The sequence below is a fragment of the Streptomyces sp. MMG1121 genome (assembly GCF_001280015.1).
GTDB lineage: Bacteria > Actinomycetota > Actinomycetes > Streptomycetales > Streptomycetaceae > Streptomyces.
Genome location: NZ_LGDV01000238.1, coordinates 212,610 through 234,627, shown reverse-complemented (window position 1 = coordinate 234,627; position 22,018 = coordinate 212,610). Strand labels below are relative to the sequence as shown.

Genomic DNA, 22,018 nt, shown 5'->3' with positions numbered 1-22,018 from the left:
GCTAACTCACCACGGAGCCGCTCCACTTCCCCCAGCCTCACACCACGAAGATGCCCACCACCAGGCGAGATCACTCAACGTAACGAAGCACTACTAGGCCGAAGCCCTGGCGCTGTCCTGACTCCGAGCTCAGCTATCCAGAGGTGGCTTGGTGCCTTGCAGCACCGGGTGCCGTGACCGCCGCACGCGTGCCATCGCGCGGTCCCGGCGTCACGGGGCATAGTCGAGGGTTCACCCGTCGAGCCTTCCGCCTCACGCGGCTGTCCTTGCTCACGCGGTACGGCCTCGTGTCGCACACTGAGCGCGCTCCTTGGCCACTTTGCATTGCACTCGGCCAGTTGAGCGCAGCCCGTGGGCCGGGCTCGTTGGACGCCGGTGCGTGGCTCGACGCCTGCTACGTCGCCCTCGTCTGCCGCCAGCCACGCCGGCTCGACCAGCTGACACGGGTGCCGCTGGAGACGCTGCGGCAGGACGAGTCCGTGGACGATCATGTCCTGCGCTGGATCGGCACCCTGCAGCCCTACTGGAGCCGGCGGCCCATGGACGACCTCGTGGACAAGTCCCGCACCACCATGGAGACGTCCGATCCCGCGAACGTGCCCCACGCGCCGGCGGACTTAGTCAACCGGATCGACTACCAGCCCGTCGCCCTGTTCGATCGCCTTCTCACGCGCGAGGCCGAAGACTTCGACAAGGCTCTGGACGAGGCCCGCGCCCACTACGGCGCGTGCTGGTGTGACTCGGCAGCGTCCCAGGTCGATATCCTCGCTCGCGGTACTGGATACTCGATCCGTCACATGATCGGTTCGCAGCTCGGCGAATGCCGTCGCGCCCACCTCAGAAGGCAGCTCCCAGCGTGTTCCAGGAAACCCCGATATTCAACCGTCTTGTCGCAGAACGTGGAGATGTGCCGGCCCAGGCTCGTGGTGAAGCCGACCGCGTACGTCACGAGCTGGCGCGGGTCTTGCCCTCCGCTCCCTGGCCTGCCGCCCGCACGGTTCGCCAGCAGCCTCAACTGCCCGGCGGAAGCGCCTATCCATCCGCCTTGTGAGACACGCTGTGCCGACTGGGGCAGCGCCAGGAGGCGTGGCTGACGACGGCACCCCTGCTCCGGAATCGTGCTTCCCCCGGGAGGCGCCTATGACTTCGGTCAAGGAGCGATCGGCCTTGGTGGTTGGTGGTTGGTGGGTGCCATCGCGGAGCAACGCGAAGGGCACGTCGCCCCGGCGTCTGGCGAGGCAGAGGAGGGCTTGGGTGTGATGTCTTCCCTGGGCGGTCTTTTCGTCGTGGTAGGCACGGCAGAAGCGGGGCGGCCAGGGCAGCGAACGCGGACGGGAAGACGGCCCGCTTGAGCTGCTTATTTCCCCACTGGCCGGGAGGGCTGTTCGCCCGGGATCGAGGAGCCCGAACTCCTCGTTCCCGGGCCGAGGCCGGGGTGGGCGGCGGACGGGCGGGCTCCGGTCTGCCAGCGGCGGCAGGCCAGGCAGGGAGGCTGTTGGAGGGACCTTCCACCACGCTTCGCGCGAATCATGGAGCTGCGCTACTTCGGCCTGGATCATCGCCCCAGGCCGTCAGGCCTGGGCGTCCAGTACATCGGCGTGCGTCCCCCGCGTCCATGGGCGAGGCGAGTACCCATGAGCCGTTGCCCCATTGCCCGTGGCCCTCCACCAGGTCTGCCCCGCCGTCGCATCTCCCAGCTGGTGCAGTGCGGCTGGGTGCGAGAAGACCGGCGCGGCGCGATCCCGTGGACCGCGGGGGCGCCAGCAGCCCGGCCTGGCACGCCGCCGGCCCGGACGACCGGCGTCGCCCTGTTCTGCCACGAACGATGTTGCGGTCTTCGCGCCGCGGCGCGCCGCGTTTTCGCCCCGCCCGGGTGCCTTGCGCCGAGCGGTTCCTGGAGAGCGAATGTCGTCATCCGCGCTGGGTCGGATCGGTAACACTGCGTGTCCCCTGGGCTGCCGCGATCGTTGCCGGGGCATGCGAAAGATCATCACGACTGCCGCGCTTGCCGTGGCCGCCATCGCCGTGGTTGCTCCGGCTCACGCTGACAGCGGCGACGGCAGTGCCACCGCTGCGCCGACCGGGAACATGGGCCGCACGCTGCTGTGCGCGTTCACTTCGATCACTGGCTTCGACGGAGGCACCCATTTCGACAGGTGTGTGAACGACGATTCAGCGCATCCGTAGCACGGCCTGGACCGCGAGCACCGTTCCCGCCCTCGCTGCTCACCCCGCCCGGGGCAACGCCCACGCCACACCCAACTCGGCGCGTGCTGCCCGCTGCTCGGAGGCAGCAGCGGGCCGGTGACAGGTGCCGTATCCGGCAGAGCACTGGAGCCCTGTTGGATACGGCTGGTATATCTGCTGGCCTTCGCGGCGGCCGTGCCGGAGAGCATGTGGGTCATGCAGCGCTTCGGCCCCGAGCGCGCCTACCTGCCCGTGCTCGGCCTGTTCACCGTCGCCTCGGTCCTGTGCGGCGCGTCCCAGGCGCCCTGGCAACTCATCGCCGCCCGCGCGCTCCAGGGGGCCGCGGGCAGGGTGCTCGGGTCAATGAGCCGGATGATGCTGGTGACCGCGGCGGGCCCGCGACGGCTCCCGCGCGTCATGGCGGCCTTCGGCGTTCCGGTGTTCCTCGTCTCGGTGGTGGGCTCCCTGCTGGTCGGGGAACTGGTGACGTTCGCGGGCTGGCGCTCAATCTTCTACCTCAACATTCCGATCGGCCTGCTCGCCATGGCTCTAGCGCTCCGCCTGAAGCGGCCCCGGCCCACCGACCCGAAACGCACGCTCGACGTGGTCGGCCTCCTGCTCATCTCGCCGGGCCTGATCGGCGTGACCTACGGAGTGTCCAACGCGGGCCACAGCCGGGGCGCCGGCTCCGCGGCGGTCCTGGTGCCGGCGTGCATCGGACTGGTGCTGATCGCGGCCTTCGTCCTCTGGTCGATGCGGGGCCGCAGACCACTGCTGGACCTGCGGCTCTACCGCCACACGGTGTTCAGAGCCGCCGCGCACTCGGCGCTGATCAGCGGGGCCGCCGTCATCGGCGGAGCGATCCTGCTGCCGCTGTACCTGCAGACCGTGCGCGGAGAGGACCTCTCGACCACCGGCCTGCTCATCGCCCCGCAAGGCGTGGGTGTGGCCGCCGCGACCTGGTTGTCCGGCAGGATCTTCGAACGGATCGGCGTGCTGACGGTGCTGGCCGGCACCAGTATCCTCCTGGCCGCCACCGTGCCGTTCGCCTTCCTCACCGCGACGACCTCCTACGCCTGGCTGGTCACCCTGACAGTGATCCGGGGCGTCGGCATCGGGCTCACCATGACACCCGCGATGACCGCCGCCTACCAGACGCTCTCGCCGAGCCAGGCCAGCGAGGCCAGCACCCAGTTCAACGCCCTGCATCACATCGGCAGTTCGCTGGGAACGGCAACCCTCGTCATGGTCCTGACCCGCCTCCCGCACACACTCGCCCACGACCCGATGCACCAGACCCACACCTTCGGCATCGCCTACCTCGTGCTCAGCACGATGACCGCGCTGAGCGTGCTGTCCGCCCTCCTGCTCGTCCACGGCCGACGCAGGTTCCAACAACCACTGCTCCGCGACAACACGCCGCTGCTACTCCACTGATCCCTGCCGCTCACAGTGCCCGGTGAAGAATCGGACAGGCCCGTGCGCGGTGCCCCGTCGTTCGGGCGGCCGCCTGGTCCGGGTGGAAGCTGCGGGTGCGTCAACCGACTTGGCGCTGGACCCGCTGGCCCGCCACACCGAGATCGAGGGGAGGCTGTACGCCGTGCTGGCGTGGCCCCGCGTACTTATCGCGTGCGGGTGGGACTACAGCAAACGCCGGAGCAGGGCGGGCAGGCTGCCGACGGCGAGCGCGGGGGAGGCGTTGGTCCTGTGGCTGGCCCGGGAGAATCCGTGGTGGGGCCGGCGCCGGAACGACGGTGAACTGGTTCGTTCGGAGCTGGCCGGGATCGATCCCGCCCCGCGCCGCTGCGGGCCGGTCTGCGCGGTGAGTTCCACACCGCGCAGGCCGAGGGCCCGGCGCGGGACTACGGGAGCTGGATGTTCGAGCCGGAGCTGGCTCCATCAAGGTCAGCAACCCCAGCAGCACGTCCTCCATGGTCCCCTCGACGGGGAGCGGGCCGCAGACGGGGAGTAACCGTGTGTGGACTTGTGTGGGATACGGGACTCCACACGGCACCCCCGGGCAGTCTTGTCCTGCTGCTGAGCGCAAGGCCAGCCCGAGCAGCAGAACGAAGTCAGGGGAACACTTCAACTGCCCCGGCAAAGGGGGCGCCAACCACGGGGGAAGGACACACATGCGCAAACCCGGAAAGGCACGACGCGCCATCGCCCTCACTGCCGCGACGCTCGTCCTCACCGGCGGCGCGACCGTCGCAGCGGCGAGCGCCGCCCAGGCTGCTCCCGCGAGCTGCGGCACGCCGTCCCACCTGGTCTCACAGAGCGGCAGTCCGTACTTCTCCTGCACGGGAAGCTACGCCGGTTCCTGGTTCGGTACCTCGCGGGTGTTCGCGGGCAGCTTCACGACCAGCTTCGTGTGCGGCGACAACGGGACCTGGTACGTCATCAAGCTTCCGCCCGGGAGCGCGACCACCACGTTGCACCCGAACGACGAGTGCGTCGAGGTTACGGTCGGCAGCTGACACCGCCCTCCTGCGAGCCCTGCTCGTGCTGACGAACACCGAAAAGTCTCCCGCTGACGGACGATCCTCTGCAGGCGATGACGCATCCGTCCGGTCCGGGCACCCCGCTGCGACCCGCGTCAGCCCAACAACCGGCAACTTCAGGATGGAAATACCTCAGCGTCCCGAATCCGCCCTCGCTCATCATGTCGCCGCCGGGTGATCCAGATCTCCCGCGGCACGGTTGATCTGAGCCGAGGTTCTTCACCGACGGGGGAACGTGCCGGATGAGGAACGGGGCTCACACTCAGCGCTCTCGCGAACTACGCGACAGCTTCGACACTGGAAGGTACCTATGAGTTTCAAGAAGTCACTCACCGTCTCGGCAGCCTTTGCGGCTTCCCTGCCCCGCGGTCTGAAGAGGGCTGCGGCGCTGACGGCCGGCGCCGGCCTGCTGGCTGTCGTGGGCATGGGGGGCACGGCGTACGCGGGTTCGACCGGGACCGTGCGCATCAGCGTTCCCGGCTGCGTGGGCTTGCTGCACCTGGACGGTGGCGGCTCGTCCAACTGGGCCACCGCTTCGGTGCAGTCCCTGGGCCCCACCTGCTGGCTGGCGTTCTGGGACCGGAACACCACGACTGGCGGAAAGGTCTCCCAGGGCTTCAGTGTCCAGGGGGGCTCAACCGGCGAGGCCGGCTCGCCGTACTACCATGACTTCGAACACCAGGTCGCGATATCCGTCTCCAACGGGACCACCCAAACCGGCAGCGCCTGGTACAACTAGAACTCCTCCGGCCGCGCCTGCGGGCCCTTGACGGCGTGGTCACGATGAGCCGCCACCCGCTGGACTCGCGTCCAGTGGGTGGCGCCCGGGGGCGAGCACTCTCGGGGGCAGAAACCTCCGATCAGAAGCCGTACCTCCGGGTGATGACGACGCGTGGTACTGGTGGGCCGCTCCTGGTGTGAGGGCGGCCCGCCTCTTCGCGTGCGCATGCCCACCCGGAGTGCCACGGCCCGATTGGCTGACGTAAGCGCAGGGGCCGCGACTGCGTTTACATCGTCCCTCTCCTCAGTCGGCATGTCCAGGAAACCGCCGGAAGGGGAGAGACCCGTTGACGGGCACACAAATGGCACTCGCAGGGAACCCGTCTCTGGGGGCCGAAGGGGCTGCTGTCAGCACCATGTGACCAGTTCAGCCTTGTCTTTGAAGTTTCCGAGATCCATGTCCACTGGCTGGTTGGTGTACTGGTGGAAGACCCAGGGATGCTCGATGTCGGGTTTTCCGGGATGGCCGTTGTATTCGGCGATCCACAGGCCGTCACCTGCGAACGAGGTCGTGTCACGGTGCATCCAGAAATCACGGTCGCAGTACAGGACCACCCTGTGGCCAGGGGCTTTCTGCTGCACCCGTCTTATCCACGCGTCCTTCCACTCTCCCGTCACGCCGGGGTCCTCCCAGTCCAGGGCGAGGATGTCGCCATCCACGAGATCGATCTTGGAGAGGAAGTAGTCGGCCTGAACCGCATACGATCCCGGGCGGGCGAAGTGGTAGAAGCCGGTGACCAGTCCTGCGTTGCGGGCTTTCTGTCGCTGGGCCACCCACTTGGGGTTCGTGTAGCTGTCGCCCTCCGTGATCTTTATGAACACGAAGTCGAGCCCTGAGACGTCGTATCTGTCCGCTTGGAACGAGGACACGTCGATGCCCTTGATGCTCACGAAAGGCTCCTTCGTTCGAACCGAGGATTCTCTCAGAATACGCCGAACGGTCAAGTCCCGCCTGGGCAGGCGATAGTTGAGCACGTAATCTGTCCTGGTGTCCCATAACTCTCCCCGAGGGGCGGGGGCGTAGTACGGTTGACGTATATCTGTTCACCGAATGTTGGTGGCCGGGCTCGTTAGAGGTCAAACAATCCGTGTGAGGGATATCGGATGAGCGACTTCCCGGACACCGATACTCCTGGGCCTGTCGGGCCGATGTGGGCCGGAGGCTTCGAAAGCACTGTGGTCAGTCGGAACGGTGCGACTACACGCTGCACTACTTGCCGGACAAGCACAACGACCTGATGCGGCAGCCGGGCTAGCCATCGATCTACCACTGGCCACGAAGAGCGTCCGGCTGGCCGAGAAGCCCAGCGGCGACCTTGGGTTCTACTTCCTGTACTTTTCCGGATTACAGACCGGCGGTGCCACGGCGGGTGTCACGCGTGGAACAGACCCCCGTGCCTGGCCAGGTCAGTTGGTGGTGTGACCGCCATCGACGTTGAGGACGTGGCCGGTGATCTATGAAGCCTTCGTTCGATGCCATGAAGGCGATGGCGTCGGCAAGCTCCTCCGGGAGGCCGAGGCGGGCGAGCGGTACTTTCAAGACCAGAGCCGCCTTGTTCTCCGGTATTCCGGTAAAGCGGGTCAGCGTGCCAGTATCTGTGGGGCCAGGGGCTACGGCGTTCACGCGGATTGCCGACTTGGCAACCTGGGGGTTTTCGTGTTCGAGATCCGTTACGCGGCGCAGCGGGGGATGTCCTGTTCGGTCCAGATGCATTTGCCGTCGTGCAGGTAGCGGGCGCCCCAGCGTCTGGAAAGGGCGGCGACGAGTTGCAGGCCGCGGCCGCCTTCGTCGGTGTGGGCGGCGTGTCGGATACGGGGGGTGCTGGGGCTGCCGTCGTAGACCTCGCAGGTCAACGAGCGGCTGCGGAGCAGACGTAGGCGGATGGGGCCCTTGGCGTGCCGGATCACGTTGCCGACCAGCTCGCTGGCCAGCAGCTCGGTGGTGATCGCCAGTTCGTCCAGTCCCCAGGCGGCCAGTTGGTCGCGGACATGTGCGCGGGCCTGTCCGGCTGCGCGGGGATCCTCCGGGAGGATCCAGGAGGCGACATCGTCGGCGTCGGTGGCCTGTGTGTGGGCAATCAGTAGGGCCGCGTCGTCGTTCGTGCTGCCGTGGTCGGGCAGCAGGGCCGAGACCACCGTGTCGCACAGGTCGTCCAGACGGCGGACGGTGTCGTCCTCGTCCGGTGCCGTGAACGTGGGCGCCGCGTGCTCGGTGAGGACCTGGTGCAGTCGGGCCAGCCCGTGGTCGACGAACTGGCTGGCGGATTCGACGAGCCCGTCGGTGCACAGGACCAGCAGGCTCTCTTCAGGCAGGAGTATCCGGTGCGTTTCGAACGGTGGCTCGGCGGCTCCCAGTGGCGGGTCGGCGGCCAGGTCGGGCCTGTGGACGGTGCCATCGGGATGGACGACGACCGGTGGGACATGACCGGCCAGTGAGAACGAGCATATCCGGGTGATCGGGTCGAAGACGGCGTACAGGCAGGTGGCATAGCAGTCCTCGCCCAGGTCGCTCACCAGGTCGTTGAGACGGCTGAGCAGCTCGTCAGGAGGTATGTCCAGATCGGCGAGGGTGCGCACCGCGGTGCGCAGCTGGCCCATGGTGGCCGCTTCGGGGATGCCGTGTCCCATGACGTCGCCGATCACCATGGCGACCCTGTCGGCGGACAGCGGGATCACGTCGTACCAGTCGCCGCCGACCTGCTCGCCCCGGCCCGCAGGCAGATAGCGTGCGGCGGCGCAGGCGGCAGGCAAGCGGGGCAGCGTCCGGGGCAGCAGGCTGCGCTGCAGCCCCTGTGCCCGGGCGTGTTCCACGTCGTACAAACGGGCCCGCTCCAGCGACTGGCCGACGAGACCGCTCAAGGCGGTCAGCAGCGTGCACTCCTCGTCGGTGAAGGAGCGCTGCCGGGTGAAGGACACCAGGCACATGCCGATGGCGTGCCCGGAAGCGATCATGGGCAGGAACGCCCACGCGTTCTTCCGGGCCGCCGCCGGTACGTGCCCCAGTGTCGGATAGCGTCGGCAATACTCCGCGGCCGATTCGATGAACCGGGGAGTGCATGTCCCGAACACGTCGGCGGCCACGGGGTAGTCGGTGACCGCGAGCCCGTCGAGCAAGCCGAGGAATTCCTGTGTGTATCCGCGGGAGTCGACCACGTGCTGTCGGCCGCTTTCGAACACCCAGACAATGAGCCCGTCGGCACCGAACGGGGGCAGGACGTGCGACGCGACGGCCTGCACGACCTCCCGGGAGGTGACCGCCTCCGCAAGCGCCGAGGTCAGCTTGCCCATCCGAACCGTCCGCTCAGAGCCGGCCACCGAACGACAGGCAGGTGGCGTGTCGGGCACGTCCTCCAGACGCGCGGCGGCCCATCCCGCCACCGAACGCAGATAGGACCGCTGTACCTCGTCCGGCTCGCCGGAGCCTGCCGTCATCACGGACAGCACACCGATCGGCCCATCGGCACCGAGCAGGGGCACCGCGGCCGTGCCGGCCGACCCCAGGCCCAGGCTGTCCCCGGCCACCCAGGCATAGTCACCGCAGCGCATGGCGCGTACCGGTGCCACCTCCTGCTCATCGGACAGATCCGCCCACGCCTCGGCGCTCTCCGAGGCCACCCCGCTGGCGGCGACCAGGCGTAGCCGACGGGCGGCGGGATCCCACCAGTGCAGGAACACGCCTCGGCCATCCAGGCACTCGGCCGCCTTGAGGGCCAGCGTCAGCGACTCCGTACCCTGCAGCGCTTTGTGCGACGCGGCGAGGAAGCTCGGCCCTGACGGCTGAGTGTGAGCCCCGGTCTTGGCTGTCACCGGTACCAATTCGCCTCCTCATCACTCATCGCTCACGGACCTGCACATGTGGTGACGAGTGGTCGAGTAAATACGGCAAATACCCATAAACATTACCCCGTCATCTGCCCATGTCCCCAGCTCCGAACCCAGTGGCGGGAACGGGATGATCTGCTACAGGCAGTGGTCCGGCGCGGGTATGAGGTGCTCTCTGAGAGCACGTTCCCGTGCGCGGGCAATCGTCCGCGCGCTGCGCAGGATGGCCCGGGCGGTTGGTCCCCAGGCGCGCGTGCCCAGCAGCGCGCGAGGCGCGACTCGACGCCGAACCCGGTCTGCAGGCGGTGGCGGGGTCGGCCACTCACGGTCCAGACGGTGTCGCCGGGGCGCCGGAGCCGCAGGCCACCGGCCGTCGAGCGTGACTCGCAGTGGGTCCCGCCCACCCGTGGGATTGCGGGCGGGAGAGGGGGAGCCTGCGCAGGTACAGACCGCCCGCGTTGCCTGTCAGTGCAGTCCGCTGTAGGCGGCCATGACCATCTCCACGTCGCGGTTGTCCGCCTGCTGGTCCCGGTCGATCATCTGGTCCATGACATGGGCCGCCGCCATGCGTGAGCCGGGATCGCTCGCGACCAGCGAGCCACCCCGGCCACACCAGCCGAGGTGTTGCCGAACTTGCCGAAGCTCTCCGTCCAGCACATCGGCGTCCCTGGGATGCGGTCGTCACCGCGGAACACCTCCTGCCACGCGGGCTCGCAACGCTGGGGGACAGCAGTCGCTGCGGGCCGAGAACCACCGGCTGCTGAAGGCAGAGAATAGGAGTGGCAGCTGGAGCGAGAGCTCTTGCGCCGGGCAGCCGCCAATTTGACTCGGGAGGTGAAGTGAGCCCCCACCGCTGGGACTTCATCTCCGAAAATCGTGCCGACTTCGGCGTGAAGCGGATATGCCGGGTCTTGGGCGTCTCCCGCTCCGGCTGCACGACTGGAGCCGTTCCGCCGGCTGGCCCACTGCAACCGGCGCCGCCGCCACTCCGCCCTCGGCTACCTCACTCCATTCGAGTTCGAGCAACAGCTCCTCTCCTCACGTACGCTGCCGCTCGTCGCATGAAACCCGGTGCCCGCTCCCGAGGTTGAGCCTTACCATCTCGACAGCGAGCCGGGCCGACGGCTCGCCCGGGCGGCCGTCCGTTGAACGACGCCACGCACATCGTCCGGGCCGACGCGCATCGTCCTGGTCGATACCGCGATGGCCGCCGCCCGCAGCGGCAACGTCCTTGGCTCCCGGCTGATCCGCCGCGCCCACGCCCAGACCGGCTGGTACCTGCACGCCCCGGCCTGCGCCCTCGTCAAAGCCGACCGCGCCCGCCCCGGCACGGCCGAGCACCTCGCCGCCCTGCCCGGCAGCACCGTCCTGGACCCGGCCTGCCCGCCGCCCTCGCCGTGGCCGTACAGACCGCCATCAGACCGCCGTACAGACCGCCATACAGGACGCCAAGCAGCACACATGGACCGCCGCGCACGCCCAGTACGTCGCACGGCCCACCCCGGACCGCCCCGACGGAGCGATCATCCCCACCACCGCTCCCGGACGACGGGTCGGCGAGCCGGTCCGTGTTCTGGACCTCACGTCCTGACCGCGGCGTGGAACGGGGGAGGGCACGGGAACTCGGGATCGCCAAGGCCGACCTCAGGGCCACGCGGTGGCACGTCGGCAGTTTTGATCGGAAAGTAGGGGACCTGGACCGGACGCCCGCGCCGGCCGGAGGAGGTTCGCTTCACCGACATCGAACACCTCGGGTTCGGCCTGTAGCGGCCGCAGCTACGACACCGGAAGTTGACCATGGAATACATCGCCGGCGCGGCAGGGGTACTGGTCCTGGTGCTGGTCCTGAGCAGTATCCTGCGCACACTCGTGGTACCCCGGGGCCTCTACTCCGCGCTGGTGTTCCGCCTGTGGTGGATGCTGCGCAGACTCCTGCGGCTCAAAGCCCTCCGCGGCGGCTACGGCGCGATCGACCGCACCCAGACCTGGCTGGCCCCGCTGATGCTCATCGGCATGCTCACCACCTGGCTCGCGGGCGCGCTCCTCGGCTTCGGCCTCCTGCTGTACTCACTGTCCCCGCTGTCCTGGACCACCGCGTTCCGGGAGGCGGGGTCCAGCCTGTTCACGCTCGGTTTCGCCAGTGGGGCACGGCTGAACCTGTCGGTGCTCGACTTCGTCGCCGCAGCCACCGGCCCGGTCCTGATCGCCCTCCAGATCGCCTACCTGCCCACCCTCTACGCCGCCTACAACCGTCGCGAACTGGAGGTCACCCTGCTCCAGGCGCGGGCCGGCGAGCCCGCCTGGGGGCCGGAGATCCTCGCCCGGCAGTGGCTGGTCGACACCGAGACCGCCCTGCCGGCGCTGTACCGGGCCTGGGAGCGGCTCGCCGCGGACATCGGCGAGAGCCACTCCACGTACCCCATCCTGCTGACCTTCCGTTCCCCGCGTCCGCACCGCAGCTGGCTGGTCGGGCTCGTCGCGGTGATGGACGCGGCGGCGATGCAGCTGGCCCTGGACCCGCGGCTCGCCCCGCCGGAGGCCCGGCTGGTGCTGCGGGCCGGCTTCACCGCCCTGCGCGACATCGCCCGCGCGTTGCGCATCCCCTTCGATGTCGACCCGTCGCCGGATGCGACGATCCGGCTCACCTTCGCCGAGTTCGACGCGGCCGTGGACATGCTGGGGTCAGCTGGGTTCCGGGCCGAACGCCCGCCGAAGGAGGCGTGGCCGCACTTCCGGGGCTGGCGGGTGAACTATGAGGCGATCGCCTACGAACTGTGCCGCCGTTGCGACGCCGTACCCGCGCTGTGGACCGGCCCCCGCGACTTTCCCGGCGGCCCGATCCCGCCCGCGCGCCCTGCGGACCGGCGGCCTGATGGAGGGCGGGCGGAACTGCCCCCCGCCTCCGGGTAGTTCCCGGCCCGTGGCGGGAAGACCGCAGCGAAGTACAGGTCGGCTACAGGCAGTAGCCGCCGCCATGACGCCGAATACCGGAATCGGGCGCCAGGACGCGGTCGCAGTGGAGCGTGCGGGCTGGATTGTTGGCTCCAACCCTGATAAATGACCTTGTCATGGCCATGAATGCGATTGAACTGCACAGTATCAATCGTTGGGAGGCGTCCTTCCTGCGCGAGGAGGTGGGCGGCTACTTCACCCACGGCGTCGAGTGCATGCCGGGCGCGACGGTACTCGACGTGGGCGCCAACATCGGTGTGTTCTCGGCGGCCGTCTATGAGCGGCTGGACGGGGACGTGCGGATCTACGCCTTCGAGCCGGTACCGCCCCTCCACGCGACACTCGAACGCAACGCTCGCGAATTCTTCGACGGACGTCTGACCGCGCTCCCTTACGGTCTGGCGTCCCGGGACGACGAGCTCGACTTCAGCTACGTTCCGGCCGCCACGATCTTCTCGTCCTCCTCGCGGGATCAGGGGAACATCGAGGCAGAGCGGCAGCGGGTCACCGCCAGCGTTGTCGAAATGATCCGCCAGGGCGGCCTGGGGCCGGTCCCGCGCCGCATACCCGCTCCCCTCCTCACTCTTCTCGTCAGCCGCAAGCTGCGGGTCATGCGGCGGATTGAGACGCACCGGGTGAAGGTCAGGCCCCTGTCATCAGCGCTCGACGAGCAGGGCATCGACCACATCGACCTGCTCAAGGTCGATGTGGAAGGCGCCGAACTCGACGTACTCAGCGGCATCGAGGAACGGCATTGGCCGCTGGTCCGCCAGGCCGTCGTCGAGGTGGAGCGCTGGCAGCAGAACCGCGACACGGTCTGCGAGGTCTTCGTCACGCACGGCTTCACGGTCAGCACCGAGCAGGACCGGGTGCAGCAGGCCGGCGACATCGGGATGGTGTTCGCGCTCAGGCCCTGACCCCGACGGGCCCACGGATACGGGCCCCGGCCCCGCCGCCGCCCCGTATCAGCTGCTTCGTCCGAGCAGTGCTGGTGGGACGAGCACGGCCTCGGCCCTGACCACTTCGAAGGCCGTTCCTGGCCCGTCCGGTACCACCACGTCCCTCTCGTGACCGCCGCCTACGCCTTCCTCACCGAACAGTGCCTGGCCCCAACAGTGCCTGCACCGGTCTCGCCTTCTCCCAGGTCCCCGACGCCCACCCTGCAGAAGGTGCGCAGGCAGTCGACACCCCTGTCGGCGCCCATCTCCGGGCAGGTCCTCGAACTTCTTCGGCCAGGGAGTCCGGCGGTCTCTCCAGTGGGGGCACTCACGTTGACCGCTGTTCGGTGGACAGCACCGCCTGTTGTCCCCGCGCGCCGGGCCGGCCGAGTGGACAGTGGTATCCGTGGGCGAGACGGCTAGGACCGTCGGTATATGTCAGTACATGTCAGTACATACGGTCATGGCCGGGCAAGGAGGAGCATGGGGATCATCACGCAGGACATGCGCGGGATCGTTGACAGCGCGAAGCTGGCGTTCGTGGCGACGGTCTGTGAGGACGGCTCCCCGAACCTGTCGCCAAAGGGGTCGCTGCTCGTCTACGACGACGACCACCTGGTGTTCATGAACATGGCTTCCCCCACGACGGTGGCGAACCTCAGGAGGGATCCCCGGCTGGAGGTGAACGTGGTCGATTTCCTCCTGCGACGTGGTTACCGGTTCAAGGGCACCGCCGAGCTCCGTGGTGAGGGCGATCCGGTGTACGCCTGGTCGCGACAGTGGGTGATGGACAGGCACGGGCCCGCCTACCCGTGTCACGAGGCGGTGCTGATCCGGGTGTTGCGGGCGCTGCCCGTCGATTCGCCGGCCTACACGTTCGGGCACTGGAGTGAGGCGGACTTGAAACGGGCCTGGGCCGACACCTACGGCGTGGCACATGACTAGCCTGCCCGCGATGGTCACTGCCGCGTGCGTGGACGCCCACGGCGGCGAACCGAAGCCCACCGACCGGCCCCGCCGTGCTCCCTGCCCGTAACCGCGTTGTGCGAGAGGGGGAGTTGGTGTCTAGTGGCCTGGCGCATCAGACACCGAACAGGGGAGTAGAGTGATCAGACTCAGCAAACTCAGACGCGTGCTGGCGTCGATGACCGGCGCCGGAGTCGCGTGCGTGCTGAGCGCACCCGGGGCCGCCGCGGTGCCGCACGGCACGGTGGCACCGGGAGCCGCCTCGGCGATGGGGGTTTCGACGCTGTCGTTCAGCGCCAAGTCGGTCGACGCCACCTCAGGGTCGGCCACCATCGAACTGAGCTGGACGATGACCTCGTCCAACCCGAGCGCCTCCGGCTTCGGGGGTGACGTCCATCTGCGCAGGATGAACCCGAAGACCGGCGCCTACATCGGCACCGAACTCGCCGCCGGCTTCGACTCGCAGGGCTCACCGTCCGGCGACGTCACCGTCAAGCCGGGCGCCACCCCCGCCTCGGCCACCTACACGTGGACGGTCGCCGTCCCGCAGTTCGGGGCCACTGCGAAGACAACCTGGGCGGTCTCGGAAATCCAGGCGGGTGATGGGTCCGGCGACTCGATCGACTGGGACGCGAGCCGACTGTCCGCGTTCCCCCGCACCTTTGCCGCCCAGACCACCGCGGACAAGGGCTACCCGAGCCTGGACCGGATCGCCCTGGCGCAAGGTGCGCAGACCACCGTCTACGAGGCCCCGGGCCAAGGTGCCACGCTGCGCTACCAGCTCGACAGCCAGGAGCCCGAGTCCGGCGTGTACGGCGGAACTGTGGTGGCCACCGGGCCGGGGGGCCGCAAGGCCAGCGGATCGTTCGCCATCGGCTGGGACGACAGCGAGGGTTACCAGGGCTGCGGCTTCATCGACTGGACGCAGCGGCAGTTGCTCGACTGTTCCGTGACCGTACCGTTGCCGGCCGGCCTGCCGGAAGGTGACTGGAAGGTCACCGAGGTGGACCTGACCAGCAATGCCGGGGTCACCCATGCCTACACCGGGCTGTCCGAAGCCTCGGTGCACGTGACGTCCGACAGCGTGCTGTCGGCGAGCGGCTTCGCGTTCACCCCGAACCAGGTCGACAGCTGGCACTCGCCCGTCCCGACCGCACAGCTCTCGCTGCGGCCTTCCGGCGCCGTGGGCGGTGTCAGCTCCGTGCAGTTGACGAACTGGGGAAACAACGCCAACAACTGCCAACAGCTGTCCACCACTCCGACCGAGCACGCGGACGGCACGATCACCGTCCCGGTACGCGGGCTGCCGGGCCAGTTCAGCTGCCAGCTCACCGGTCTGGTGATCACCGACGGTCAGGGCGACCAGGCCGCGTACGGTTCCTCGCTGGGCGCCCCGGACATCGACGCGACACTGACCAACGTCCCTGACACCGTGCTGCCGACGGTGGACGCGGCCACGCTCAGCCCGGGTACGGTCGCGGCCAACGACACCCAGACATGGCTCAAGCTCACGATCGACGTGTCCGCCTCCACCGCCGGGGTCAACGGCCTCGACCTGTATCTGGTCGACGCATCCGGACACGCCGTCGAGGTGCAGTCCGGTGGTGTGTCGACCACCTTCTCCGGCCCGCTGGACGAGTACTTCACGCTGCCGCAGGGCACCGCCCCCGGCACTTACACCATCGGCTTCCGGCTCCAGGACCAGGGCTACAAGACCGTGAGCTACGGCCTGCCCGGAAGCGGTAGCCAGCCCATGCCCGGCGGACCGGTCACCCTTGAGGTGACCGACCCGCCAACCGCCGGCTAGCCACCCAGGACAGTCCGGACGCGCCCCCCGCCGCACACCTGCCGGGACCACGTCACACACGCCAAAGGGCCGGCTCGGGAGACCCCCTCCCGAGCCGGCCTTCTCCGCGCCCCGGCAGGATCCGAACCTGCGACACCCAGCCCGGCGCCTCACCCGCTCCTTTCTCCGCCGGGCCATGCAGTCCAAGTGCATGCCGACCGTCACCATCCCGCACCGATCGACGGCGAATCCCGCGCCGGTCACCCAGCACCAACGGCTCGTACTGCTGCGACAGCACGTAAACCGCGACGCAATCCCGCTCCAGGACCGCGTGGCCGCCGCCCTCGTCCTCCTCTGCGCTCAGCCACTTACGCGGATCACCAGGCTCAGCAGCGACGACGTCCAGCACGAGGACGGAGAAGTCCTCGTGTTGGTTCGGCGACCCACCGTCACCCGTTCCCGCCCCGGTCGACGGAATGCTGCTCAACTACCCGGGGCAGTGAGCGAACACCAAGACCGCGACCAACCCCAATGCCCGATGGCTCTTCCCCGGCCGCCGGGCCGGACAGCCCATGACCTTGGAAGCCGCGGCACCTCGGCTCCGCCAACTGGGCTTCCCTACCGGGCCAGGACGCACACCGGCGATACGCCAACTCGTCCTCCAGGCCCCGGCCCCAGTGATCGCCCGGATGCTCGGCTACACGAAATCACAGCCCGGCTCGCCAAAGAGGCCGGAGGAATCTGGAAACGCCATGCCCCCGGGGGTCACGCGCGGTGCCCCTTGGTCAGCGACGGATGCGGGAAGCCGGTCACGCACGACCTTCGTCGCCCCGCAGGTACGCTCCCGCACGCGCTGCAGCCACTGCGGCCTCGGCGGCCTGGTCCGCGGCGGCTTCGTCGAGGCCGTAGCTGCTGGTCAGCAGGCGGTAGTAGAGGGGGGCGGAGACAGCACGGATCACCTCGTGGACATCGGTGCCCTCGGGCACCTCTCCCCGGTCGATGGCCTGTTGGACGCAGGGTGCCCACTCCTTGACGCGGATGTCGTAGAAGCGGTGCAGGGCCTCGGCTGTCTTCGCCTCGCAGGTGGCGGCGGCGATCACTGCCTTGAACAGCGCTCCTTGCCGCGGGTCGGCCAAGGTGCGCTGCACGAGCCGGGCGTTGGCCTTGAGATCACCGAGCAGCGAGCCGGTCTCGGTACGCGGCAGTGACTGCTCGGCCATGTCCAGCAGCAAATCGGCCACCAGGCTGGTCACCGTTCCCCAGCGGCGGTAGACGGTGGTCTTGCCCACCTCGGCACGGCGTGCGATGTCGGTGAGGTCCAGGTGGACAAACCCGTGTTCCGCCAAGGCGTCCCCAGCCGCCTGCAACACCGCCGCCCGCACCCGCGCCGTGCGCCCACCAGGACGGATGGTCCCCGGATCCGCACCCTCAAACTCCATAACGGGACTCCAGTTCCATTAATCACTTACACCTGCTACGTTGAGGTACACACTAACGGAACTCCAGGACCATTAGTTGGGTCAGGCGACGAAAGGAACAGCTATGGAATACAGGCGGCTGGGCGCATCCGGCCTCAAGGTCCCCGCACTGAGCTTCGGTGCCGGCACCTTCGGCGGCCAAGGGCCGCTGTTCGGTGCCTGGGGCAACACCGATGCCCAAGAAGCACGCCGTCTCGTGGACATCTGCCTCGACGCCGGGATCACGATGTTCGACACCGCCGACGTCTATTCAAACGGAGCCTCCGAGGAGGTGCTGGGCGAAGCGATCAAGGGCCGCAGGGACCAGGTGATCGTGTCCACCAAGACCGGCCTGCCGATGGGCGACGGCCCAGGCGATGCGGGCTCCTCTCGTTCGCGCCTGATCACCGCATGTGAGGACGCCCTGCGCCGGCTGGGCACGGACTACATCGACCTGTTCCAGCTGCACGCCTTTGACGCCGGCGTGCCGATCGAGGAAGTCCTGTCCACACTCGACGATCTCGTACGAGCTGGGAAGGTCCGCTACCTCGGCATCTCCAACTTCTCTGGCTGGCAGGCGATGAAGTCCCTCGCGAGTGCGGAGAGATACGGCCACTCGCGCTATGTCGCGCATCAGGTCTACTACTCACTCATCGGCCGCGACTACGAATGGGAGCTGATGCCCCTCGGACTCGATCAGGGCCTTGGAGCCCTCGTCTGGAGCCCGCTCGGCTGGGGACGGCTCACCGGCAAGGTCCGCCGCGGCCAGTCGCTCCCGGCCAACAGCCGACTGCACGACACCGCGGACTACGGCCCGCCGGTCGAGGACGAACACCTCTACCGCGTGGTCGACGCCCTCGACGAGATCGCGCAGGAGACCGGCAAAAGCATTCCGCAGATCGCCATCAACTGGCTGCTGCAGCGACCGACCGTCTCCTCCGTCATCATCGGTGCCCGCGACGAGAACCAGCTTCGCCAGAACCTCGGTGCTGTCGGTTGGACGCTCACGCCCGACCAGACGGCGAAACTCGATGCGGTGAGCGGCAAGACAGCTCCCTACCCGTACTTTCCTTACCAGCGTCAGGAAGGCTTCGCTCGCCTCAACCCACCAGTTATCGCACCTCCGCCCGCTGCGTGACATCGACGTCAAGCAGATGAAGCGCATAGCCAGGCCGCCCCGGACTCGGACGGGGGGGCTGGCTCACTCAACGCCTGCCCGGGGCCTGGACAGCTGTGGTGACAGCCTCTCCCTCTGTCCGCCAACTTGTCGGCACGACCACAGTCGGTCACCAGGGAACCTCACGCACAGAGGAATACGCGACAGCCGAATACGCGGGGTCGCCGGTGCGATCCCCCCCCATGAGTGCATCGGCGTGCTGGCCGCCCAAGCTCCTGATCTGCACGAGGTGTTGGACCGCTGCCGCCCCGGAGCACAGTGTGGTGCAGGGGCCGGGGAGCATCCGCTCAGCTGTTGGTCCTGCCCGTAGCGGGATTCATCCCTGACAGACGCCGCGTGCGTAGTCGTACGTGGCCGTCGCCTGCGAGTACTGCCACTGCGGCGCGAGCAGCTTCGCCTTGAGCTGGGTCGCAGCGTCGGGGCTTTCGATCACATAGCCGAAGTCCTGGAGCCAGGACGGGTAGAGGTTCTTCGAGCCGATGTAGAAGGCCGCGTCGTCGACCGAGACCAGCTTGTGGTGTTGGGCGTAGGGGTGGCCGTCGGCCCACTTGGCGTCGTCCGAGCTGCGGAAGGCGGCCAGCTGGAGGGTGGAGCACATCGTCGTGCGGGCGGTGCCCTTGTCGCCGGTGAGCAGGGCGAGGCGGTCGCGCAGGGTGTCGCTGATCTCCGAGAGGGACTTGATCTGTGAATAGCCTCCGCTGCCGACCGCGCCCCGGTTGGCGGGATCGCTGACCACGATGCGTACCTTCACGCCCGCGGCCATCTTCGCGGCGAGGGCGTCGTAGAGCCTGATGTCGTAGCGTGGCAGTGGCGGGCAGGTCGCGTTGAGGTCTTGCTGGGAGATCTCGATGTGGTCGCGGGCGCTTGCGACGAGGGCGCGCAGAGCGCTCTCCTCGGGGTTGACGGTGTCGTAGTCGCGGTCGGCGTTGGTGTTGTCGTGCAGCCCGACGACGCACCTGGTGTCGGCGGCGGTGGGCAGGGTCGGACTGAACTTCGACGCCGGGTCGCTGTTCTTGATGCCGACGCCGAGGCCGCCGACGGCGATCGCGGGGACGTCACCGGTGGGGCTCGGGGTGCCGGCGTACCCGGCCAGCGACGGCATGCAGCCCGCACCGTTCGACGAGGCGAACCAGACGCTGGCGATGTTCGACTTGTTCTCGCATGTCCAGGACCACAGCGTGTCCAGGTACTTGCCCGCGGACTTCGCGGCGGGGCCGGTCAGCGCGAGGTCGACGTCCGTCACCGGGTGGGCGGTGTCGAGGTAGTCGTGCTTCCAGCCGTTGATGCCGCCGGTGACGACCGACTGGTTGTCGACGACGAGCAGCTTGGAGTGGTTCCAGGAGAACGCGGTTTTCGAGGTGGTCATCGATGCCACGTTCAGCTCGATGTTCTCGGCAGCCTTGCCGAGCTTGGCGGTCAGTTCGTCGCGGTATTTCGACGGCAGCACATTGAGGTGGTAGATCGGCGCGGCGCCGACGAGGATGCGGACCTTCAGCTTGTTGCCCGCGGCGGCCGATGCCTGGAGACCGTCGACGATCGCGTCCTGGAAGGCCCCGTCAGGGAACGGCGCGAGGGAGGATATGTCGACGGTGTGCGTGGCCTTGGAGATGTTCTCGGTCATCTTGGCGAGCAGTCGCCTGGTGCCGGGCCGGTCGGCGCACTTGTCGTCACCCCAGCAGCCGGGGGTCTGGAGAAGCCAGTCCGAGGGGTCGGCCGTCGAAGAGTCGAGCCGGTTGCCCGCGGTGCGCTCCCAGACACTGCCTTCGAGGCCGGGAGAGACGTTGCGTAGCGCCTGCTCCACCGCGTCGAGGTGCGGGGTGCCCGAAGGACCGGGGGAGTCCGCGAGAGCCGGAGCGGCGGGCAGCCCCGCGATGACCAGAGAACAGGCAACGACGCGGCCCGTGAGACGGAAGCGACGGCGAAGCTGACGGTGGTGAACCATTTCTTTTCGCATTCTGGCAGGCACCAAGGGGCGCACCTTCAAGATCAACTTTCGGAGACTACCAATGACGTGGAGACCGCCAGACCGCTCTGCGGCGCCGTTGGCCGAGAACCGCCTATCGCCCCCGGCGGTGTCGGTGAGCGCCCATCGGACGTACCCGCAGCGGTTGCTCGACCGTCACGTCCGTCCTCATCGCCGACGACCTGTCGTCCCCGCGCCTGCCGGGGCAGCTCCGGAGTCGTCAGCGATCACCGCGGCCCTCCTGTGCCGGACGCCGCCGTAGCCCTGGCGCGGGCCATAGCAGTTCGGCGAGCGGCGCGACGGACTGCCAATGCTTGGGGTACTCGACGGGTGCGTGCGGGTTCGTGTCGCGGTTCTTCACCATCCGGGTGCGCTCCGGCACGGTTTCGTTGTCCGGGAACAGGGCCCTCAGGTGCAGCTCGGCGATGGTGAAGTCGTCGCGGTCGCCGATGTCCACCCAGCGCTTGAGGCGGCCTGGTGAGCGCAACGGCTGTGGGTGCAGCGGTCGGCGGATGATGGAGCGCAGGCCGAGCGGTGAGTTGAAGGTGACCAGCAGCGGAACCGGCTGTTCGAGCCGGTGCAGGGCCTAGGGCGAGTATTCGGTCGTGATCAAGGGGTGGTCTTGGTGAGCCAAAGCGCGATAGGCGTCACCTAGGCAGGCTTGTTGTCACCTGCGAGGTTGGGCGCCGGACTCGGAGGTGTCGGCCGACTCCATGGTGGTGGGTCGGCGTCCGCCGCAGCAGGCCACCACTACTGTCGCCGTGGAGTTCAGGAAGATCGTGAACCAGGATGACCTGTCCACCGCGTCGATGGATCCGGTACGAAGCGGCTCTTCCCCGGCTCGCCGAAGGATGTCGACACTGTCGGCCAGGCCATCGATCGTGTGGCCACGCTTCAAGGAGTGGTGCATTCGACCCCGGAAGACGCCCGCGTGCCGGTTGGCCGGGACCAGGCCGTCCCAGACGACGAAGTCAGCCCCGGCGATCAAGGCGTTACGTGCAGGCCCGCATGCCGGAGTCTGTTCGCGGAGCATGGCGATGAGGTCGTCGCGAGTCACACTGCGCCCCGGCGACAGGAAGACCAGTGATCGGCGATGTGTGACAACTCCAGCGCCTCTCTGGTGACAGTCCGGCTGCTTCGACCCGGTTTCTGTGCAGCCTATGCGATGCCGTCGGTGACAACTACCGAGCCTCGGCACACTTGGCCAGGTCCTTGATCCAGACCATTACGCCGCGAAGGTGGACGCCGCCGAGGTAGCTCGCAGGGGTCTTGTCGTAGCGAGTGGCGATGCCTCGCCAGGCTTTCAGCTTGTTGATCAGGCGCTCGACGGTGTTCCGCTTCTCGTAGAGCTCGGCGTCGTGGCTGACGGGCCGGCCGCCCGTGGAGCCTCTCTTCTTCCGGTTGGCGGCCTGGTCCTTCTTTTCCGGGATGCCAACCGCCGCAGGAAGGGCTCGGCCGGCGGCCGCCCCGTTGCCTTCGACACCAACCG

Annotated in this window: 17 protein-coding genes and 2 pseudogenes; 11 read left to right on the top strand and 8 right to left on the bottom strand. The window is 68.2% G+C overall.

Annotated elements, in window-relative coordinates; all coding sequences use genetic code 11:
- The first annotated feature begins 338 nt into the window (after positions 1-338).
- The 5 genes from ADK64_RS49375 (at position 339) to ADK64_RS37410 (ending at position 5,427) form a co-directional block, all read left to right on the top strand.
- Positions 339-1,094 carry an immunity 49 family protein gene (locus ADK64_RS49375; protein ID WP_199829814.1) on the top strand — a complete coding sequence of 252 codons (756 nt, stop codon included), beginning with the start codon at positions 339-341 and terminating at the stop codon, positions 1,092-1,094.
- Positions 1,095-1,977: 883 nt separating this feature from the next.
- Positions 1,978-2,187: a hypothetical protein gene (locus tag ADK64_RS46380; RefSeq protein WP_159046440.1), complete on the top strand. Its 210-nt coding sequence runs from the start codon at positions 1,978-1,980 to the stop codon at positions 2,185-2,187.
- 117 nt (positions 2,188-2,304) lie between these two features.
- Complete coding sequence (locus tag ADK64_RS37425) at positions 2,305-3,624, top strand: MFS transporter (protein ID WP_159046439.1); 1,320 nt, start codon at positions 2,305-2,307, stop codon at positions 3,622-3,624.
- Between the two features lie 695 nt (positions 3,625-4,319).
- Positions 4,320-4,664: a hypothetical protein gene (locus ADK64_RS37415; protein ID WP_053666525.1), complete on the top strand. Its 345-nt coding sequence runs from the start codon at positions 4,320-4,322 to the stop codon at positions 4,662-4,664.
- Between the two features lie 334 nt (positions 4,665-4,998).
- Positions 4,999-5,427: a hypothetical protein gene (locus ADK64_RS37410; protein WP_053666524.1), complete on the top strand. Its 429-nt coding sequence runs from the start codon at positions 4,999-5,001 to the stop codon at positions 5,425-5,427.
- 389 nt (positions 5,428-5,816) lie between these two features.
- On the opposite strand, the gene ADK64_RS37405 is transcribed toward ADK64_RS37410, so the two are convergent.
- The 3 genes from ADK64_RS37405 to ADK64_RS37400 all read right to left on the bottom strand — a co-directional run bounded on the left by ADK64_RS37405 (position 5,817) and on the right by ADK64_RS37400 (position 9,275).
- Positions 5,817-6,359: a glycoside hydrolase family 25 protein gene (locus tag ADK64_RS37405; RefSeq protein WP_053666523.1), complete on the bottom strand. Its 543-nt coding sequence runs from the start codon at positions 6,357-6,359 to the stop codon at positions 5,817-5,819.
- A gap of 454 nt (positions 6,360-6,813) precedes the next feature.
- Positions 6,814-7,182 (bottom strand): SDR family oxidoreductase, encoded by a 369-nt coding sequence (locus ADK64_RS49370; RefSeq protein WP_199829813.1) that lies wholly within the window; start codon positions 7,180-7,182, stop codon positions 6,814-6,816.
- On the bottom strand, positions 7,140-9,275 hold the full coding sequence (locus ADK64_RS37400; RefSeq protein WP_234384879.1) for an ATP-binding SpoIIE family protein phosphatase: 2,136 nt from the start codon (positions 9,273-9,275) through the stop codon (positions 7,140-7,142). Before ADK64_RS37400 ends, ADK64_RS49370 begins: the two co-directional genes overlap by 43 nt.
- A gap of 1,812 nt (positions 9,276-11,087) precedes the next feature.
- Between ADK64_RS37400 and ADK64_RS37395 the strand changes: the two genes are divergently transcribed.
- From ADK64_RS37395 to ADK64_RS37380, 5 genes and pseudogenes are all read left to right on the top strand, one after another.
- Positions 11,088-12,200, top strand: a complete 1,113-nt coding sequence (locus tag ADK64_RS37395) for a hypothetical protein (RefSeq protein ID WP_053666522.1) — start codon at positions 11,088-11,090, stop codon at positions 12,198-12,200.
- A gap of 128 nt (positions 12,201-12,328) precedes the next feature.
- Positions 12,329-13,159 (top strand): FkbM family methyltransferase, encoded by an 831-nt coding sequence (locus tag ADK64_RS37390; protein ID WP_199829812.1) that lies wholly within the window; start codon positions 12,329-12,331, stop codon positions 13,157-13,159.
- A gap of 81 nt (positions 13,160-13,240) precedes the next feature.
- Positions 13,241-13,402, top strand: a pseudogene (locus ADK64_RS49365) (IS701 family transposase); the annotation flags it as partial.
- Between the two features lie 261 nt (positions 13,403-13,663).
- A complete protein-coding gene (locus ADK64_RS37385; protein ID WP_053666520.1) occupies positions 13,664-14,125 on the top strand; it encodes a pyridoxamine 5'-phosphate oxidase family protein in 462 nt (153 codons plus the stop codon).
- Between the two features lie 187 nt (positions 14,126-14,312).
- Entirely contained in the window at positions 14,313-15,953 is a 1,641-nt protein-coding gene (locus ADK64_RS37380) for a hypothetical protein (protein ID WP_053666519.1), read from the top strand.
- 788 nt (positions 15,954-16,741) lie between these two features.
- Here ADK64_RS37380 and ADK64_RS37375 read toward each other — a convergent pair.
- Positions 16,742-17,371, bottom strand: coding sequence for a TetR-like C-terminal domain-containing protein (locus ADK64_RS37375; protein ID WP_053666518.1), 630 nt, complete (start codon positions 17,369-17,371; stop codon positions 16,742-16,744).
- Positions 17,372-17,474: 103 nt separating this feature from the next.
- Here ADK64_RS37375 and ADK64_RS37370 point away from each other — a divergent pair, with 103 nt between their 5' ends.
- Positions 17,475-18,527, top strand: coding sequence for an aldo/keto reductase (locus ADK64_RS37370; RefSeq protein ID WP_053666517.1), 1,053 nt, complete (start codon positions 17,475-17,477; stop codon positions 18,525-18,527).
- 355 nt (positions 18,528-18,882) lie between these two features.
- Here ADK64_RS37370 and ADK64_RS37365 read toward each other — a convergent pair whose 3' ends face one another.
- From ADK64_RS37365 to ADK64_RS37350, 4 genes and pseudogenes are all read right to left on the bottom strand, one after another.
- Complete coding sequence (locus ADK64_RS37365; RefSeq protein WP_053666516.1) at positions 18,883-20,508, bottom strand: phospholipase D-like domain-containing protein; 1,626 nt, start codon at positions 20,506-20,508, stop codon at positions 18,883-18,885.
- Positions 20,509-20,749: 241 nt separating this feature from the next.
- Positions 20,750-21,016: a hypothetical protein gene (locus ADK64_RS37360; RefSeq protein WP_159046438.1), complete on the bottom strand. Its 267-nt coding sequence runs from the start codon at positions 21,014-21,016 to the stop codon at positions 20,750-20,752.
- Positions 21,017-21,196: 180 nt separating this feature from the next.
- Complete coding sequence (locus tag ADK64_RS37355) at positions 21,197-21,517, bottom strand: hypothetical protein (RefSeq protein ID WP_234384878.1); 321 nt, start codon at positions 21,515-21,517, stop codon at positions 21,197-21,199.
- Between the two features lie 193 nt (positions 21,518-21,710).
- Positions 21,711-21,959: pseudogene (locus ADK64_RS37350) on the bottom strand (IS5/IS1182 family transposase); the annotation flags it as partial.
- Between the last annotated feature and the right edge of the window lie 59 nt (positions 21,960-22,018).

What these genes read in the sequence shown, in the direction of transcription:
- ADK64_RS37395 (WP_053666522.1), top strand. Translation starts at nt 11,088, where the DNA reads ATGGAATACATCGCCGGCGCGGCAGGGGTACTGGTCCTGGTGCTGGTC.
- ADK64_RS37375 (WP_053666518.1), bottom strand. Translation starts at nt 17,371, where the DNA reads ATGGAGTTTGAGGGTGCGGATCCGGGGACCATCCGTCCTGGTGGGCGC.
- ADK64_RS37410 (WP_053666524.1), top strand. Translation starts at nt 4,999, where the DNA reads ATGAGTTTCAAGAAGTCACTCACCGTCTCGGCAGCCTTTGCGGCTTCC.
- ADK64_RS37385 (WP_053666520.1), top strand. Translation starts at nt 13,664, where the DNA reads ATGGGGATCATCACGCAGGACATGCGCGGGATCGTTGACAGCGCGAAG.
- ADK64_RS46380 (WP_159046440.1), top strand. Translation starts at nt 1,978, where the DNA reads ATGCGAAAGATCATCACGACTGCCGCGCTTGCCGTGGCCGCCATCGCC.
- ADK64_RS37370 (WP_053666517.1), top strand. Translation starts at nt 17,475, where the DNA reads ATGGAATACAGGCGGCTGGGCGCATCCGGCCTCAAGGTCCCCGCACTG.
- ADK64_RS37415 (WP_053666525.1), top strand. Translation starts at nt 4,320, where the DNA reads ATGCGCAAACCCGGAAAGGCACGACGCGCCATCGCCCTCACTGCCGCG.
- ADK64_RS37365 (WP_053666516.1), bottom strand. Translation starts at nt 20,508, where the DNA reads ATGGTTCACCACCGTCAGCTTCGCCGTCGCTTCCGTCTCACGGGCCGC.
- ADK64_RS49370 (WP_199829813.1), bottom strand. Translation starts at nt 7,182, where the DNA reads ATGCATCTGGACCGAACAGGACATCCCCCGCTGCGCCGCGTAACGGAT.